The sequence below is a fragment of the Nocardia sp. NPDC057353 genome (assembly GCF_042667085.1).
GTDB lineage: Bacteria > Actinomycetota > Actinomycetes > Mycobacteriales > Mycobacteriaceae > Nocardia.
Window position 1 is genome coordinate 23933 of record NZ_JBHVAK010000050.1, and the last position, 14716, is coordinate 38648.

15 protein-coding genes are annotated in these 14716 nt (G+C 72.0%); 7 read left to right on the top strand and 8 right to left on the bottom strand.

Annotated features, from left to right (window positions below):
- Positions 1-11: 11 nt before the first annotated feature.
- Complete coding sequence (gene coaA, locus ACFUUZ_RS23405) at positions 12-944, bottom strand: type I pantothenate kinase (protein ID WP_378699578.1); 933 nt, start codon at positions 942-944, stop codon at positions 12-14.
- A gap of 167 nt (positions 945-1111) precedes the next feature.
- Between coaA and ACFUUZ_RS23410 the strand changes: the two genes are divergently transcribed.
- Genes ACFUUZ_RS23410 through ACFUUZ_RS23420 form a run of 3 tightly spaced genes read left to right on the top strand, consistent with a single transcriptional unit; the run spans position 1112 to position 4165 of the window.
- Positions 1112-2320 carry a DUF885 domain-containing protein gene (locus ACFUUZ_RS23410; RefSeq protein ID WP_378699580.1) on the top strand — a complete coding sequence of 403 codons (1209 nt, stop codon included), beginning with the start codon at positions 1112-1114 and terminating at the stop codon, positions 2318-2320.
- Positions 2321-2363: 43 nt separating this feature from the next.
- Entirely contained in the window at positions 2364-3656 is a 1293-nt protein-coding gene (gene glyA, locus ACFUUZ_RS23415) for a serine hydroxymethyltransferase (protein WP_378699582.1), read from the top strand.
- 38 nt (positions 3657-3694) lie between these two features.
- On the top strand, positions 3695-4165 hold the full coding sequence (locus ACFUUZ_RS23420) for a limonene-1,2-epoxide hydrolase family protein (protein ID WP_378699584.1): 471 nt from the start codon (positions 3695-3697) through the stop codon (positions 4163-4165).
- A gap of 4 nt (positions 4166-4169) precedes the next feature.
- On the opposite strand, the gene ACFUUZ_RS23425 is transcribed toward ACFUUZ_RS23420, so the two are convergent.
- Positions 4170-4445, bottom strand: a complete 276-nt coding sequence (locus ACFUUZ_RS23425) for a hypothetical protein (protein WP_378699587.1) — start codon at positions 4443-4445, stop codon at positions 4170-4172.
- A gap of 295 nt (positions 4446-4740) precedes the next feature.
- Between ACFUUZ_RS23425 and ACFUUZ_RS23430 the strand changes: the two genes are divergently transcribed.
- Both ACFUUZ_RS23430 and ACFUUZ_RS23435 read left to right on the top strand, forming a co-directional pair.
- Entirely contained in the window at positions 4741-6117 is a 1377-nt protein-coding gene (locus tag ACFUUZ_RS23430) for a PhoH family protein (protein ID WP_378699590.1), read from the top strand.
- Positions 6118-6264: 147 nt separating this feature from the next.
- Complete coding sequence (locus ACFUUZ_RS23435) at positions 6265-7122, top strand: acyl-ACP desaturase (RefSeq protein WP_378699592.1); 858 nt, start codon at positions 6265-6267, stop codon at positions 7120-7122.
- A 93-nt stretch (positions 7123-7215) separates the two neighbouring features.
- Here the strand turns inward: ACFUUZ_RS23435 and ACFUUZ_RS23440 are convergent, their stop codons facing one another.
- Both ACFUUZ_RS23440 and glpX read right to left on the bottom strand, forming a co-directional pair.
- Complete coding sequence (locus ACFUUZ_RS23440) at positions 7216-8616, bottom strand: class II fumarate hydratase (RefSeq protein WP_378699594.1); 1401 nt, start codon at positions 8614-8616, stop codon at positions 7216-7218.
- Positions 8617-8770: 154 nt separating this feature from the next.
- Positions 8771-9814 carry a class II fructose-bisphosphatase gene (glpX, locus tag ACFUUZ_RS23445; RefSeq protein WP_378699596.1) on the bottom strand — a complete coding sequence of 348 codons (1044 nt, stop codon included), beginning with the start codon at positions 9812-9814 and terminating at the stop codon, positions 8771-8773.
- A gap of 110 nt (positions 9815-9924) precedes the next feature.
- Between glpX and ACFUUZ_RS23450 the strand changes: the two genes are divergently transcribed.
- Complete coding sequence (locus ACFUUZ_RS23450) at positions 9925-10491, top strand: DUF4245 domain-containing protein (protein ID WP_378699598.1); 567 nt, start codon at positions 9925-9927, stop codon at positions 10489-10491.
- A 109-nt stretch (positions 10492-10600) separates the two neighbouring features.
- Here ACFUUZ_RS23450 and ACFUUZ_RS23455 read toward each other — a convergent pair whose 3' ends face one another.
- From ACFUUZ_RS23455 to ACFUUZ_RS23465, 3 genes are read right to left on the bottom strand one after another with little or no spacing between them, the layout of a single operon-like run.
- Positions 10601-10828 carry an exodeoxyribonuclease VII small subunit gene (locus ACFUUZ_RS23455; protein WP_378699600.1) on the bottom strand — a complete coding sequence of 76 codons (228 nt, stop codon included), beginning with the start codon at positions 10826-10828 and terminating at the stop codon, positions 10601-10603.
- A gap of 2 nt (positions 10829-10830) precedes the next feature.
- Entirely contained in the window at positions 10831-12072 is a 1242-nt protein-coding gene (gene xseA, locus ACFUUZ_RS23460) for an exodeoxyribonuclease VII large subunit (RefSeq protein WP_378699602.1), read from the bottom strand.
- Positions 12069-12824 carry a lipid droplet-associated protein gene (locus tag ACFUUZ_RS23465; protein WP_378699604.1) on the bottom strand — a complete coding sequence of 252 codons (756 nt, stop codon included), beginning with the start codon at positions 12822-12824 and terminating at the stop codon, positions 12069-12071. The genes xseA and ACFUUZ_RS23465 overlap by 4 nt, the downstream gene beginning before the upstream one ends.
- Before the next feature lie 114 nt (positions 12825-12938).
- Here ACFUUZ_RS23465 and ACFUUZ_RS23470 point away from each other — a divergent pair, with 114 nt between their 5' ends.
- The gene (locus ACFUUZ_RS23470) at positions 12939-13943 is read left to right on the top strand and encodes a 4-hydroxy-3-methylbut-2-enyl diphosphate reductase (protein ID WP_378699606.1); all 1005 of its coding nucleotides are present in this window, start codon (positions 12939-12941) and stop codon (positions 13941-13943) included.
- Position 13944: 1 nt separating this feature from the next.
- Here the strand turns inward: ACFUUZ_RS23470 and ACFUUZ_RS23475 are convergent, their stop codons facing one another.
- Entirely contained in the window at positions 13945-14694 is a 750-nt protein-coding gene (locus tag ACFUUZ_RS23475) for a DUF6542 domain-containing protein (RefSeq protein WP_378699608.1), read from the bottom strand.
- Positions 14695-14716 lie beyond the last annotated feature (22 nt).

Consider the following 14716-nt stretch of genomic DNA (forward strand, 5'->3'; position numbering starts at 1 on the left):
TGTCGGATATCTCACAATTTCCGCAAGCGGAGCCGATTGATGGTGTGATCCGCGTCCTTGCGCAGCACCAGGGTGGCGCGCGGGCGGGTCGGCAGGATGTTCTCCACCAGATTCGGCCGGTTGGTCGAGTTCCAGATGTCCCGCGCCGCGATGACCGCCTGGTCGTCGGTGAGCGCCGAGTAATGGTGGAAATGCGCCCTCGGGTCGGCGAAGGCGCCGTCGCGCAGCGTGAGAAAGCGCTGCACGTACCAATTCTCGATGTCCTCGATCCGCGCGTCCACGTAGATGGAGAAGTCGAACAGGTCGGAGACCATGAGCCGCGGCCCGGTCTGCAGCACGTTCAGCCCCTCGACGATGAGGATGTCCGGCTGGCGGACGCAGTGCTTCTCGTGCGGCACGATGTCGTAGGAGACGTGCGAGTACACCGGCGCGCACACCTCGGCCGCCCCCGACTTCACCTCGGTGACGAATCGCAGCAGCTTGCGGCGGTCGTAGCTCTCCGGAAACCCCTTGCGGTGCATGATCCCGCGGCGGGTCAGCTCGGCGGTGGGGTAGAGGAACCCGTCGGTGGTGACCAGGTCGACGCTGGGGTGGTGGTCCCAGCGCGCGAGCAGCGCCTGCAGCACGCGCGCGGTGGTCGACTTGCCCACCGCCACGCTGCCCGCCACCCCGATGACGAACGGCACCTGGCTGTCCGGGTGTGTTTCGCCGAGGAACGTCGCGGTCGCCGCGAAAAGCCGCTGCCTGGCGGCCACCTGGAGGTGGATCAGCCGGGCGAGCGGCAGATAGACCTCCGCCACTTCTTCCAGATCGATCTGTTCCCCGAGCCCGCGCAGCCCGAACAGTTCTTCCTCGGTCAGTACCAGCGGAGTCGATTTGCGGAGTTTTCGCCATTGCTTCCGGTCGAATTCCACATACGGACTCGGCTCGCCCATTCGTGCCACTTACCCGATGCCTCCTCCGTGCGAACACGCTCCGTCGCGCGCCGGCGAGGTGAATTCGATCCGCACCTCGCCGCACAGCCGAATTGTGCTCCGCGCCGCGGGCGCACCGCACGCGGGGTCGCGATCGGCACCGCCCCCGTGCCGGGTTTCGCGCTAGTCTCGGCCGAATGGAAGCGCATCCGCTCGTCACCGAGTACCTGCGGCTCGGCCTCGCCTTCGACCGCCTGGAGGAGGGCTTCGTCGACGCCTTCACCGGCGACCCGGAGCTGCGCCGCGCGGTCGAGAACGCCATGGCCCCCGAACCCGCCGAGTTGGCGCACCGCGCCGCCGCGCTCCGCGCCGAGCTGCCGAGCGCCGGGCTGCCGCCGGAGCGCACCGAGTTCATCGACGTGCACCTGCGCGCGCTGGAGTGCTCAGGGCGCAAGTTCGCCGGGGCCGAGATCGGCTTCGTGGACGAGGTGCGCGCCTACTTCGACGTCGAGATCGCCCCCGGCGACGAGGCCGTGTACCGGGAGGCGCACCGGAAGATGGCCGAGGTGCTGCCCGGCGACGGCCCGCTGGCCGAGCGGATCACCGCGCACCGCAAGGCCGACGAGATCCCGCCGGAGCGGCTGCGCGACTGCGTCGCGGCCTTCTCCGGCGCGCTGCGCGAGCGGGTGCGCGAGCGCTTCCCGCTGCCGGACAGCGAGCACGTGACCTACGAGGTGGTCGGCGACAAGCCGTGGTCCGGCTTCAACTACTACAACGGCGGCTACCACTCCACCGTCGCCATCAACTCCGACCTGCGCCAGCAGATGGCGAACCTGCCGCACCTGATCGCGCACGAGTCCTACCCCGGCCACCACACCGAGCACTGCCGCAAGGAGGCCGGGCTGGTCGCCGCAGGCCAGGACGAGCAGACGCTCTTCCTGGTCAACACCCCGCAGTGCCTGATGGCGGAGGGGCTGGCCGACCTGGCGCTGAAGGCCATCATCGGCCCCGGCTGGGGGCTCTGGGCGCAGGAGATCTACGCCGACCTCGGGCTCCGCTTCGACGGCGAGCGCGCCGAGCAGCTCTCCCAGGCCTCGGCCGGGCTGCTCGGGGTGCGGCAGGACGCCGCGCTGCTGCTGCACGACCGGCACCGGGACGCCGACGAGGTGGCCGGCTTCCTGGAGCGCTGGGCGCTCACCACCCCGGAGCGGGCGCGGCAGTCGCTGCGCTTCCTCTCCTCGCCGCTGTGGCGCGCCTACATCAGCACCTACGTCGAGGGGTACCGGCTGCTCGGCGGCTGGCTGGACGAGGCCGCCGACCCGCCCGCCAGGGCCGAGCGCTTCCGCCGCCTGCTGGACGAACCGCTGACCCCGGGGGCACTGCGCCGCGAGCTCGCAGCCGCCTGACCCGCTGCCCGGCCGCGAGCAGCTGGTCCATAGAATCGGCGGGGTGACGCAGACGACCGCTTCGGTGAACACCCAGTCCCTCGCAGAGCTCGACCCCGAGGTCGCGGCCGCGGTGGCGGGCGAACTCGCCCGCGAGCGCGACACCCTCGAGATGATCGCCTCGGAGAACTTCGTGCCGCGCGCGGTGCTGCAGGCGCAGGGCAGCGTGCTCACCAACAAGTACGCGGAGGGCTATCCCGGCCGCCGCTACTACGGCGGCTGCGAGCACGCCGACGTCGTCGAGAACCTCGCCCGCGAGCGCGCCAAGGCGCTCTTCGGCGCCGAGTTCGCCAATGTCCAGCCGCACTCCGGCGCGCAGGCCAACGCCGCGGTGCTGCACGCGCTGCTGGAGCCGGGCGACAAGCTGCTCGGGCTCGACCTCGCACACGGCGGGCACCTCACGCACGGCATGCGGCTGAACTTCTCCGGCAAGCTCTACGACGTGCACTCCTACGGGGTCAGCAAGGAAGACCACCGGGTCGACATGGACGAGGTGCGCACCATCGCGCTGGAGTCCCGGCCGAAGGTGATCGTGGCGGGCTGGTCGGCCTACCCGCGGCAGCAGGATTTCGCGGCCTTCCGCTCGATCGCCGACGAGGTCGGCGCCTACCTCTGGGTGGACATGGCGCACTTCGCCGGGCTGGTCGCCGCCGGGCTGCACCCCTCTCCGGTGCCGCACGCCGACGTCGTCTCCTCGACCGTGCACAAGACCCTCGGCGGCCCGCGCTCCGGGATCATCCTGGCCAAGCAGGAGTACGCCAAGAAGCTGAACTCCGCGGTCTTCCCGGGCCAGCAGGGCGGGCCGCTCATGCACGCCGTCGCGGCCAAGGCGGTGGCGTTCAAGATCGCCGGGACCCCGGAGTTCAAGGAGCGCCAGGAGCGCACGCTCTCCGGCGCCGCGCTGCTCGCCGAGCGGCTGACCGGCTCGGACGTCGCCGGTAAGGGCATCAGCGTGCTGACCGGCGGCACCGACGTGCACTTGGTCCTGGTCGACCTGCGCAACTCCGAGCTCGACGGCCAGCAGGGCGAGGACCTGCTGCACGAGATCGGGATCACGGTGAACCGCAACGCCGTCCCGTTCGACCCGCGCCCGCCGATGGTCACCTCCGGGCTGCGCATCGGCACCGCCGCGCTGGCCACCCGCGGCTTCGGCGACGCCGAGTTCACCGAGGTCGCCGACATCATCGCGGGCGCGCTCGCGGGCGGCGAGCTGGAGCCGCTGCGGGCTCGGGTGCGCAAGCTGGCGCAGGACTTCCCGCTGTACTCCGGGCTGGAGGAGTGGGGCCTGCTCGGCTAGGGCTGTCGCCGTCGCGGGTATCCGCCTATCGTCGGTACATGGCCGACGATCTGGAGACCACCCGCAACGGCGGCACCGCGCCGCAGTCGCTGAACGGCAGCAGCCCCGGCACGCAGTCGGTGCGCACCGTCCGCGCCTTCCTGGAGGCGATGGAGCGCGGCGACGCCGACGCCGCCGTCGAGCTGCTGCACCCGGACGTGGTGTGGAAGAACACCACCCTGCCCGACGTGCGCGGCGCGCGCCGGGTCGCCGGGGTGCTGCGCGGGCTGGAGCGCCCGTCGCTCGGCTTCGCGGTCGAGGTGCACCACATCGCCGCGGACGGCGCGGTGGTGCTCACCGACCGCACCGACGTGCTCCGCTTCGGCCCGGTCGCCATCCGGTTCTGGGTGATGGGCACCTTCGTGCTCCGCGAGGGGAAGATCGTGCTCTGGGACGACCACTTCAGCTGGGAGAACTTCCTGCGCGGCACCGTCGGTGGCGTCGTCCGCGCGGTGTTCTCCCGGCGCTGACCCGCTACTCGGAGTGCTCGGCGAGGTACTCCAGGTAGAACGGCCGCAACTGCTCGGCCACCTCGCCCTCCCCGGCGTGCAGGTAGTCGTCGATCAGCGGCAGCACGTACGTGATGTCGGCCTCGCTGTCGCCTGCCCGGCCCGCCGTCGCCTCGGCCGCCGGGATGCGCTTGAGCAGTTGCCACAGGTATTTCACGTCGGCGCGGCGCACCGCCAGCTTGACGGCCCGGTCGTGCAGCTCCTTGGACGACAGTGCGGCGAGATCCTCTGGTACGGCCATGCCCGCGACTTTAACCGCAGCCTGCGCGGAGCGCCGCTGCCTGGTCGTTAACGACATATTCACCGCCAGTCCCGCGCTACATCCAGCGCGGTGTCGGGGGTCGGCGGTAACTTCGTTGGTGCGGACCGCGTCGTTGTGGTTCGTACGGGAGGTCCTGACCGTGACTGAGGCAATCAGTACGAGGGGGCCGGCACCCGGCCCTCGTGGCGGTTGACGCAAGTCGGCCTTCATCAGGACGGACCGGTCCAGCGCGATCGTTCGTGCGGGTGCCGTGCGAACACTTTAGGAGCCCACCGTGACTGCTGCACGCTCCGTTTCCGCTCCCGCGTCGTCCATCTCACCGGCTGAAGCAGACTCCCCGCGAGGGGAAGCCGGGGACGGCTTGAAGACCTTCGTCATCGACACCTCCGTCCTGCTCTCCGATCCCTGGGCCTTCACCCGGTTCGGCGAGCACCACGCGGTCCTCCCGCTGGTGGTCATCGGTGAACTGGAGTCCAAGAGGCATCACCACGAGCTGGGTTGGTTCGCCCGCGAGGCGCTGCGCAACCTGGACGATCTCCGGCTGCAGCACGGCAGGCTGGACGAGCGGTTGCCGATCGGGACCGAGGGCGGAACCCTCCAGGTGGAACTCAACCACACCGACCCCGCGGTGCTCCCCGTCGGCTTCCGCACCGACACCAACGACTCCCGCATCCTCGCCTGCGCGCTGAACCTGGCGGCCGAGGGCGCGCGGGTGGTGCTCGTCTCCAAGGACATCCCGCTGCGCGTCAAGGCCTCCGCGGTGGGGTTGGCGGCGGAGGAGTACCACGCCCAGGACGTGGTGACGTCGGGCTGGTCCGGGATGGTCGAGCTGGACGTCGCGGGCGACCGGGTGGACGCGCTGTACGCGGAGGGCTCGATCGATCTGGAGGAGGCGCGGGAGCTGCCCTGCCACACCGGCATCCGGCTGCTCGGCCCGAACTCCAGCGCGCTGGGCCGGGTCACGCCGGACAAGCGGGTGCAGGTGGTCCGCGAGCGCGAGGCGTTCGGGCTGCACGGCCGCTCCGCCGAGCAGCGGATCGCGCTGGACCTGCTGCTGGACGAGAGCGTTGGCATCGTCTCGCTGGGTGGTCGCGCGGGGACCGGCAAGTCGGCGTTGGCCCTGACCGCGGGGCTGGAGGCCGTGATGGAGCGGCGCACGCAGCGCAAGGTGGTGGTGTTCCGGCCGCTGTACGCGGTGGGCGGCCAGGAGCTGGGGTACCTGCCGGGCAGCGAGAGCGAGAAGATGGGCCCCTGGGCGCAGGCCGTCTTCGACACCCTCGACGGGCTGGCCAGCCGCGAGGTGCTCGAGGAGGTGCTGAGCCGGGACATGCTGGAGGTCCTCCCGCTCACGCACATCCGCGGCCGCTCGCTGCACGACTCCTTCGTGATCGTGGACGAGGCGCAGTCGCTGGAGCGCAACGTCCTGCTCACGGTGCTCAGCAGGCTCGGCAGCGGGTCCAGGGTGGTGCTCACGCACGACGTGGCGCAGCGCGACAACCTGCGGGTCGGCAGGCACGACGGCGTCGCCGCGGTGATCGAGAAGCTGAAGGGGCACCCGCTCTTCGCGCACATCACGCTCACCCGCTCGGAGCGCTCGCCGATCGCGGCGCTGGTCACCGAGATGCTGGAGGAGTACGGGCCGAACGCCTGAGTCGCCGCCGTCCGGCGGTCCCTTCCGGGGCCGCCGGGCGGTTGCCGGTTGGTATCCGCCCCTCGCGGGCGCGGCGTTCCGCTGGGTACTGCCCAGTTTCTGGACCGGGCATCCCCGTATCGGGCGCCGACCCGCTACCTTGTCTGCGTGCACACAGTGTTGACCGACCGCGAGTTGCTGGATTCGCTCACCGACGAGGTGGAGCTGAACCTGCACCGCCACGTCCAGATCGCCGACGGCTGGCAGCCGCACGACCTCGTCCCGTGGTCCGACGGGCGCAACTTCGGCTTCCTCGGCGGCGAGGACTGGGACCCGAGCCAGTCCCAGCTCGGCGAGGTGGCCAAGCTGGCGCTCACGGTGAGCGTGCTGATCGCCGACAACCTGCCCTCCTACCACCGCGAGCTGGGCAAGTCGCTGCGCAGCGGGCCGTGGTGGCGCTGGGTCGGGCGCTGGACCGCGGAGGAGAACCGGCACGAGATCCTCATCCGGAACTACCTCATGGTCACCCGCTCGGTGGACCCGGTGGAGCTGGAGCGGCTGCGCATGGACCACATGACCAAGGGCTTCCGGCGCGCCCCGCTGCACCTGATCGACGTGCTGGCCAACGCCGCCTTCGAGGAGGCCGCCTCCGGGATCAGGCACCGCAACACCGCCGCGCTGAACGAGAACCCGATCGTCACCGCCATCGCCGAGCGCATCGCCCGCGACGACGAGCTGCAGTCCGAGTTCTTCGCCGACCTGGTCTCCGCCGCCTTCGACCTGGCGCCGGACCAGACGCTGCGCGCCATCGCCGACCGGATCGCCGACTTCCGGGTGCCCACCGTCGCGCTGCCGGACGGCCGCAACAGCGACGACGTGCTCGCCGAGGCCGGGATCTACAACCCCGCCGACGAGAACCGGCTGGTCTTCGCCCCGCTGCTCGACCGGTGGAAGGTCTTCACCCGCACCGACCTCGGTGAAGAGGGCGAGAAGGCGCGCGCCGAGCTGGCGCACCTGAAGGGCTGACAGCGCGCCCCGGCCGGCGGCAGGCCCCGCGCGGGCTGCGCCTTCCGGCCGGGGCCGAGCCGCGCGGCGCGAGCCGCCCGCGCGGGGGCGGTCCTACTTCTCCTCGACCCGCGCCATCGACAGCACGTCGAGCCGACGGTCCAGCTCCTCCTCGCTGAGCTTGTCGCCGATGAGATCCCGGTCGATCACCGTCTGCCGGATGGTCTTGCCCTCCTTCAGCGCCTCCTTGGCGACCGCCGCCGCCTCCTCGTACCCGATCGCCGAGTTCAGCGGGGTCACGATGGAGGGCGAGGACTCGGCCAGCGTGCGCAGCCGCTCGGTATTGGCGACCAGCCCGTGCACGCAGCGGTCCGCGAAGAGCCGCGAGACGTTCGCCAGCAGCCGGATGGACTCCAGCAGGTTGCGGGCCATGACCGGGATGTAGACGTTCAGCTCGAAGGCGCCGCTCGCGCCGGAGAACGCCACCGTGGCGTCGTTGCCGATCACCTGCGCCGCCACCTGGGTGACCGCCTCCGGCAGCACCGGGTTCACCTTGCCCGGCATGATCGAGCTGCCCGGCTGCAGGTCGGGCAGTTGCAGCTCGCCGAGCCCGGTGAGCGGCCCCGACCCCATCCAGCGGATGTCGTTCGCGATCTTCGTGAGGCTTACCGCGACCGTGCGCAGCGCGCCGGACGCCTCGACCAGCCCGTCCCGCGCCGCCTGCGCCTCGAAGTGGTCCTCGGCCTCGCGCAGCGCCTCCAGGTCGGTGCTGCGGCGCAGCTCGGCCACGACCCGCGCGCCGAAGTCGGCGGGGGCGTTCAGCCCGGTGCCGACCGCGGTGCCGCCGATCGGCAGCTCGCCCAGCCGGGGCAGGGTGGCAAGCACCCGCTCGATCCCGGCCGCGATCTGCCTGGTGTAGCCGCCGAACTCCTGCCCGAGCGTCACCGGCACCGCGTCCATCAGGTGCGTGCGGCCGGACTTCACCACGGTGCGCCACTCGCTCGACTTGTCCTGCAGCGCCAGCCGCAGGTGGTCCAGCGCGGGGACCAGCTGGGTGACGACGGCCTCGGTGGCGGCCAGGTGCACCGCGGTCGGGAAGGTGTCGTTGGAGGACTGCGACATGTTCACGTCGTCGTTCGGGTGCACCGTGACGCCCGCGTTCGCCGCGATCGAGGCGATCACCTCGTTGGCGTTCATATTGGAGCTGGTGCCCGAGCCGGTCTGGAAGACGTCGATCGGGAACTGGTCGTCGTGCTTGCCGTCGGCGATCTCGCCCGCCGCGGCCACGATGGCGTCCGCCTTGGCCGGGTCGAGCAGCCCGAGGTCCTTGTTCACCGTGGCACAGGCCGCCTTGAGCAGCCCGAGCGCCCGGATCTGCGCCCGCTCCAGCCCGCGGCCCGAGATCGGGAAGTTCTCCACCGCGCGCTGGGTCTGCGCCCGCCAGAGCGCGTCCACCGGAACGCGAACTTCCCCCATCGTGTCCCGCTCGATCCGATACTGCGATTCCTCGGTCATACCCCGACCCTAGGCCGCGCTCCGGCGCGATGGGGGAGCCACGTTCGAGAGGAATCGCACAGCTGCTCCGGGATGAACGCCGCGCGTTCGCGCCGACGTCCCGGAACCGGCCGCGGCCTCGGCGCAGGGGTGCGCGCCGAGGCCGGGGAGCGGCTCAGAACTGCGGCGGGATGGCGTTCTCGTCGCCGTCGAAGTCGACGGAGGAGTACTCGCGCAGCTTGGTGAGGCGGTGGTAGGCGTCGATCATCCGCACCGTGCCGGACTTGGAGCGCATGACGATGGAGTGCGTGGAGGCGCCGCCGCCGAAGTAGCGGACGCCGCGCAGCAGGTCGCCGTCGGTGACGCCGGTGGCGCAGAAGAAGACGTTCTCGCCGGAGACCAGGTCCTCGGTGCCGAGCACGCGGTCCAGGTCGTGGCCCGCGTCGACCGCCTTCTGCTTCTCCTCGTCGTCCTTCGGCGCCAGCCTGCCCTGGATCTCGCCGCCCATGCAGCGCATGGCGGCGGCCGCGATGATGCCCTCCGGGGTGCCGCCGATGCCGACCAGGATGTCGGTGCCGGAGTCGGGGCGGGCCGCGGCGATGGCGCCCGCCACGTCGCCGTCGGAGATCAGCCGGATGCGCGCGCCCGCGTCGCGGACCTGCTGGATCAGGTCGGCGTGGCGGGGGCGGTCCAGGATGCAGACGGTCAGGTCGGACTTGTGCAGCCCCTTGGCCTTGGCCACCCGGCGGATGTTCTCCGAGATCGGCACCGAGATGTCGACCACACCGGCCGCCTCCGGGCCGACCGCGATCTTGTGCATGTAGAAGACCGCGGAGGGGTCGAACATGGCGCCGCGCTCGGCCACCGCGAGCACCGAGATGGCGCCGGGGGAGCCCTTGGACATGAGCGTGGTGCCGTCGATCGGGTCGACGGCGAAGTCCACGTCCGGCCCGGTGCCGTCGCCGACCGCCTCGCCGTTGTAGAGCATGGGCGCCTCGTCCTTCTCGCCCTCGCCGATCACCACGATGCCGCGCATGGACACCGAGCTCACCAGCTGGCGCATGGCGTCGACGGCGGCGCCGTCCCCACCTTCCTTGTCCCCGCGGCCGACCCAGCGGCCCGCGGCCATCGCACCGGCCTCGGTGACGCGGACCAGCTCGAGCGCGAGGTTGCGGTCGGGTGCCTCACGGCGGCTCGGTGCGGGCGAAGTTGCCGTCATCGCGGGGTGCCTCCTTGGTTCGGGAAATCCACCGCGATTGTCTCACTACGACCGGTACGCCCGTACACCCCTGTGCACGGGCTGCGCCGCAGGTGGGGATACTGGGAGGCGTGCCATCCCAGAAGCCACGCATCCTGCACGACTATAAGGATCTGTTCCTCTCGCTGATCCCGCTGGTGCTGATCGCCGTGGTGTTCGCCGGGCTGGCCAGCCAGTGCAGCTTCGCCGCCACCGGTCCGACCGAGGGGCGGATCCCGCACTTCGACGTCGCCGCCGCGCTCGGCTCCGACGCCCGCACGCTGGACTTTCCCATTCGGAACCCGGAGCTGCCCGCCGACTGGACGCCGAACTCCGGCAGCCGGGAGACGATCACCGCCGCGGGCGGCGGGCCGGTCAGCACCGTCGGCTACGTGACCGGCGCGGGCACCTACATGCGGCTCACCCAGAGCAGTGCCACCGAACAGCAGCTCTCCCGCTTCGTGCTCGGCTCCCGGTATGCGACCGGGACGGTCGACGTCGGCGGTGAGAAGTGGGCGGTCTACAGCCAGCCCACCGAGGAGACCGCCTGGGTCACCGACCTCGGCGGCGTGCGCGTCCTGATCACCGGCGCGGGCAACGACGCCGCCTTCCGCACCCTCGCGGGCGCCGTCACCGCCGCGCAGCCCCTGCAGCCCTAGGCACCGCCGCGGTCGTCGGCACCACCGCGCGTGGGCTCGCTTGCGCGCGGAGCCCCACGCGGGTGCGGGCCGCCGCGCACGCCGACAGGCTGCCGCTCCGCGCAGCGGACTACTCTCCGTGCTCGAGGTCAGCGCGGGCGAGCGCGTTCTCGACGCGCTCGCGGGCACCGGCGAGGTGCTCCTCGCAGCGATTGGCCAGCGCCTCACCGCGCTCCCAGAGCGTGAGCGATTCGTCCAGGTCGAGCCCGCCCTGCTCCAGCATCTTCACCACGGTGGCGAGCTCGTCGCGGGCCCGCTCGTACCCGAACCCCGCGATCTCGTCGACCTCGTCCGGCACGATCAGGCTCCTGTCCTCTCGGTCCCGAGCGCGGCCGCGCTGATCGCGCCGTCCGCGACCCGGATGCGCAACTGACTGCCCGCGGGCGCTTCGTCGATGCCGCGCACCACGTGCCGCTCGGCCCCGCTGACGCGCTGCACGACAGCGTAGCCGCGCGCCATGGTGGCGGCCGGACCCACCGCGACCAGCTGCTCCCGCAGGTGCCGCAGCGCGATCCGCTCCCCGCTCACCCGGTGCTCGACGGAGCGCCGCGCGGCGCTCCGCAGCCGCTCGACCTCCTCGGCCCGCCGCTCGACCTCGCGCAGCGGGTCGGCGAGCACCGGCCGCGAGCGCAGCTGCGCCAGCGCCCGCTCCTCGCGCTGCACCCAGCCGCGCAGCGCCCCCGCGGCGCGCTCGCGCAGCTCGCGCACCCCGGCCAGCTCGGCGGCGGCGTCCGGCACGATCCGCTTGGCGGCGTCGGTCGGGGTGGCGGCGCGCAGGTCGGCGACGTAATCGCTGAGCGGGCTGTCCGGCTCGTGCCCGATCGCGCTCACCACCGGGGTGGTGGCCGCGACGATGGCCCGGCACAGCGCCTCGTCGGAGAAGGGGAGCAGGTCCTCGACGCTGCCCCCGCCGCGGGCCAGCACGATCACCTCGACCGCCGGGTCGGCGTCCAGCTCGGCCAGCGCCTTCAGGATCTGCGGCACCGCCGCCGCGCCCTGCACCGCCGTATTGCGGATCTCGAACCGCACCGCGGGCCACCGGTTCCTGGCCACGGTCAGCACATCGTGCTCGGCCGCGCCCCCGCGCCCGGTGATCAGCCCGACGGTGCCGGGCAGGAACGGCAGCGGCCGCTTGAGCCGCGGGTCGAAGAGCCCCTCCGCGTCCAGCAGCGCGCGCAGCCGCTCGATCCTGGCCAGCAGCTCGCCGACCCCGACCGCGCGGATCTCCAGCACCCGCAGCGAGAGGCTGCCGCGCGCCGGGTAGAACTGCAGCTTCCCGTAGACGACCACCCGCGTGCCCTCGCGCAGCGGCACCGGCGCCGACCGCACCAGCTCCGGGTCGCAGGTCACCGCGAGCGACATGTCCGCCGACGGGTCGCGCAGGGTCAGGAACGCGGTCCTGGTCCCCGGCCGCAGCGAGAGCTGGGTGATCTGCCCCTCGACCCAGACGCTGCCCAGCTTGTCGATCCACTGCGCCACCTTCATCGAGACGGTGCGCACCGGCCACGGCTGCTCCGCGGAGTTCGCGGGGCCGGAGGTCACTGGGCCCGCACGGTGGCGATCCGGTTGGTGAGCATGGTGAGGAAGGGCGCGCGGGCCTGGGTCCGCTCCTCGTAGGCGAGCAGCGCGGAGAGGTCGTCCACCGAGAGCATGCGCAGCCGGGCGCGCAGCTGGGCCAGCGTCATCGACGGGTAGTCGTACTTCGCGGCGACCGCGGGCAGCTCCGGGTCGGGCGTGGCCCGATCCGGCTCGGCCCCGCTCTGTTCCGGCTCGGGCGCGCCCTGCTCCGGCGCGGACGCGGGGCGCGCAGGCTCGTCGACCGGCTGCGGCGCGGAGCCGGTTTCCAGCGGCTGCGCGGGGGTGATATCGGTCACCGAGGCGATGGCCTCGTCCGGCACCGGCTCGGCCGCGATCTCCGGCGCGCTGTAGCTCGGCGCCGTCGCGACGTGGCCGTTCCCGCTGCCGATATCGTCGCCGGTGTAGCGGTCGAAGCGGCTGACCCTGGCGTCCGCGATCCCGCCGGGGGCGAAATCGTCGCGGTATTCGTCGAGATCCTCGTCGAATGTCGCCCATTCCGGTTGCTCCACCGGATTTCCGCCGAGGCGCTCGAAGACCGCGTCGCCTTTCAGCGCCAAACTGGTGACGAACTGCTGCACGTGCATCGACGTCTGCAGCAGCTGGCTCACCGCCGTGATCGGGAAATGAATTGCCGCGCTCGGCAACCTGCGGCTCTCTTCGAGGGCGTACACGGCGGCGCCGGCCGCGACCCTGGCCAGGAACGGTGGTCGGAACATGGTTCCAGCCTGCCCGAAACGGTGTGTGATGCAAAGGACGAGTGTCACGGGGTGTGATTCTCCCGTGCGCACCGCGGGCGGCGGCACCCGGTTCCGATCCGTATTCTGTGGGGCATGTCCTCGGCTATTTCCCTGAACGTCGGAATCGCGCGCTCCGCCGGTTCCTCCGGTGCGGCCGATGCGAAGCGGGTGCTGCTAGCTGAACCGCGCGGTTACTGCGCGGGCGTCGACCGCGCCGTCGAGACCGTGGAGAAGGCGCTGGAGAAGCACGGCGCTCCGGTCTACGTCCGCAAGGAGATCGTGCACAACCGGCACGTCGTGGAGACGCTGCGCGAGCGCGGCGTGATCTTCGTCGACGAGACCGACGAGGTGCCCGAGGGCGCCCTGCTGGTCTTCTCCGCGCACGGCGTCTCGCCCGCGGTGCACGCCTCGGCCGCCGAACGCAGCCTGCGCACCATCGACGCCACCTGCCCGCTGGTCACCAAGGTGCACCAGGAGGCCAAGCGCTTCGCCCGCGACGACTTCGACATCCTGCTGATCGGCCACGAGGGGCACGAGGAGGTGGAGGGCACCGCCGGTGAGGCGCCCGACCACGTCCAGCTCGTGGACGGCCCCGGCGGGGTAGAGGGCGTCACGGTGCGCGACGAGAACAAGGTCATCTGGCTCTCCCAGACCACGCTCAGCGTGGACGAGACCATGGAGACGGTCCGGCTGCTGCGGCAGAAGTTCCCGCTGCTGCAGGACCCGCCCAGCGACGACATCTGCTACGCCACCTCCAACCGGCAGACCGCGGTCAAGGCGATGGCGCCGGAGTGCGACCTGGTGATCGTGGTCGGCTCGCGCAACTCGTCCAACTCGGTCCGGCTGGTCGAGGTCGCGCTGAACGCGGGCGCGAAGGCCGCGCACCTGGTCGACTACGCCCGCGAGGTGGACACCGCCTGGCTGGACGGAGTCCGCACGGTCGGCATCACCTCCGGCGCCTCGGTCCCGGAGATCCTGGTCGAAGGCGTGCTCGAGCTCCTCGCCGAGCACGGCTTCGCCGACGTCCAGCCGGTGACCACAGCGAACGAGACCCTGGTCTTCGCGCTGCCCCGCGAGCTGCGCCCCGCCCGCCGCTGAACTACCGCTTCGGCTTGCGCCGGTCGTCGTCGCGGTCGCGGTAGCGGACCGTCGGCCGCCCCGGCGCGGCGCCCTCGCGGCGCCGCGGCGGTTCACCCTCGCGTTCGCGCGTGGTCGTGCGCCCGCGAGCAGACCCCCGCCCCTTGCGCGGCGGCGCCGCGTCGGCGGGCGGCGCGGGCGGCCGCCGCGACGGCCCGGGCAGCAGCTCCGTCTTCATGTCGCTGACGTCCTCGTCGTCCGGCTCGCTCCGCGCCCGCCGCCCGCGCTCCGCCGTATCCCGCAGCGAAGTCCCGCGCCCCCAGCTGGTGCCCCGCCGCCCCTCGCTCGCCTTCAGGCTCGCCTCCTCGCGCCGCCGCTGCCAGATCCGGAACCCGCCGACCGCGAGCGCGAGCACCGTCGCCAGCAGCATGGCCGGGAACCGGTTCACCAGCGGGATCGCCAGGTTGAGCAGGATGTCCTTGATCGAGGCCGAGCCGCCCGCGGTGAGGAACTGGTAGGCCAGCGGCACCGAGGCGAAGAGCAGCAGCGGCGGCAGCACCATCGTGGTGAACAGCCCCCGGTACCGCACCGCGAGCACCGCGAGCAGGCAGCCGAGCACGTACGCCCCGGAGAAGACCGCGGTCAGCTCGCTGCCGCCACCCGCGGCGTCGACCAGGAACCCCGCGATCGTGCAGGCAGCCGCGATCGCCACCGCGACCGGCGCCGAGACGCCGCGGACCGCGGGCAGGACCGAGCGCTGCGATGCGGGCACGCCGGGTCGCACACGTTGGGAA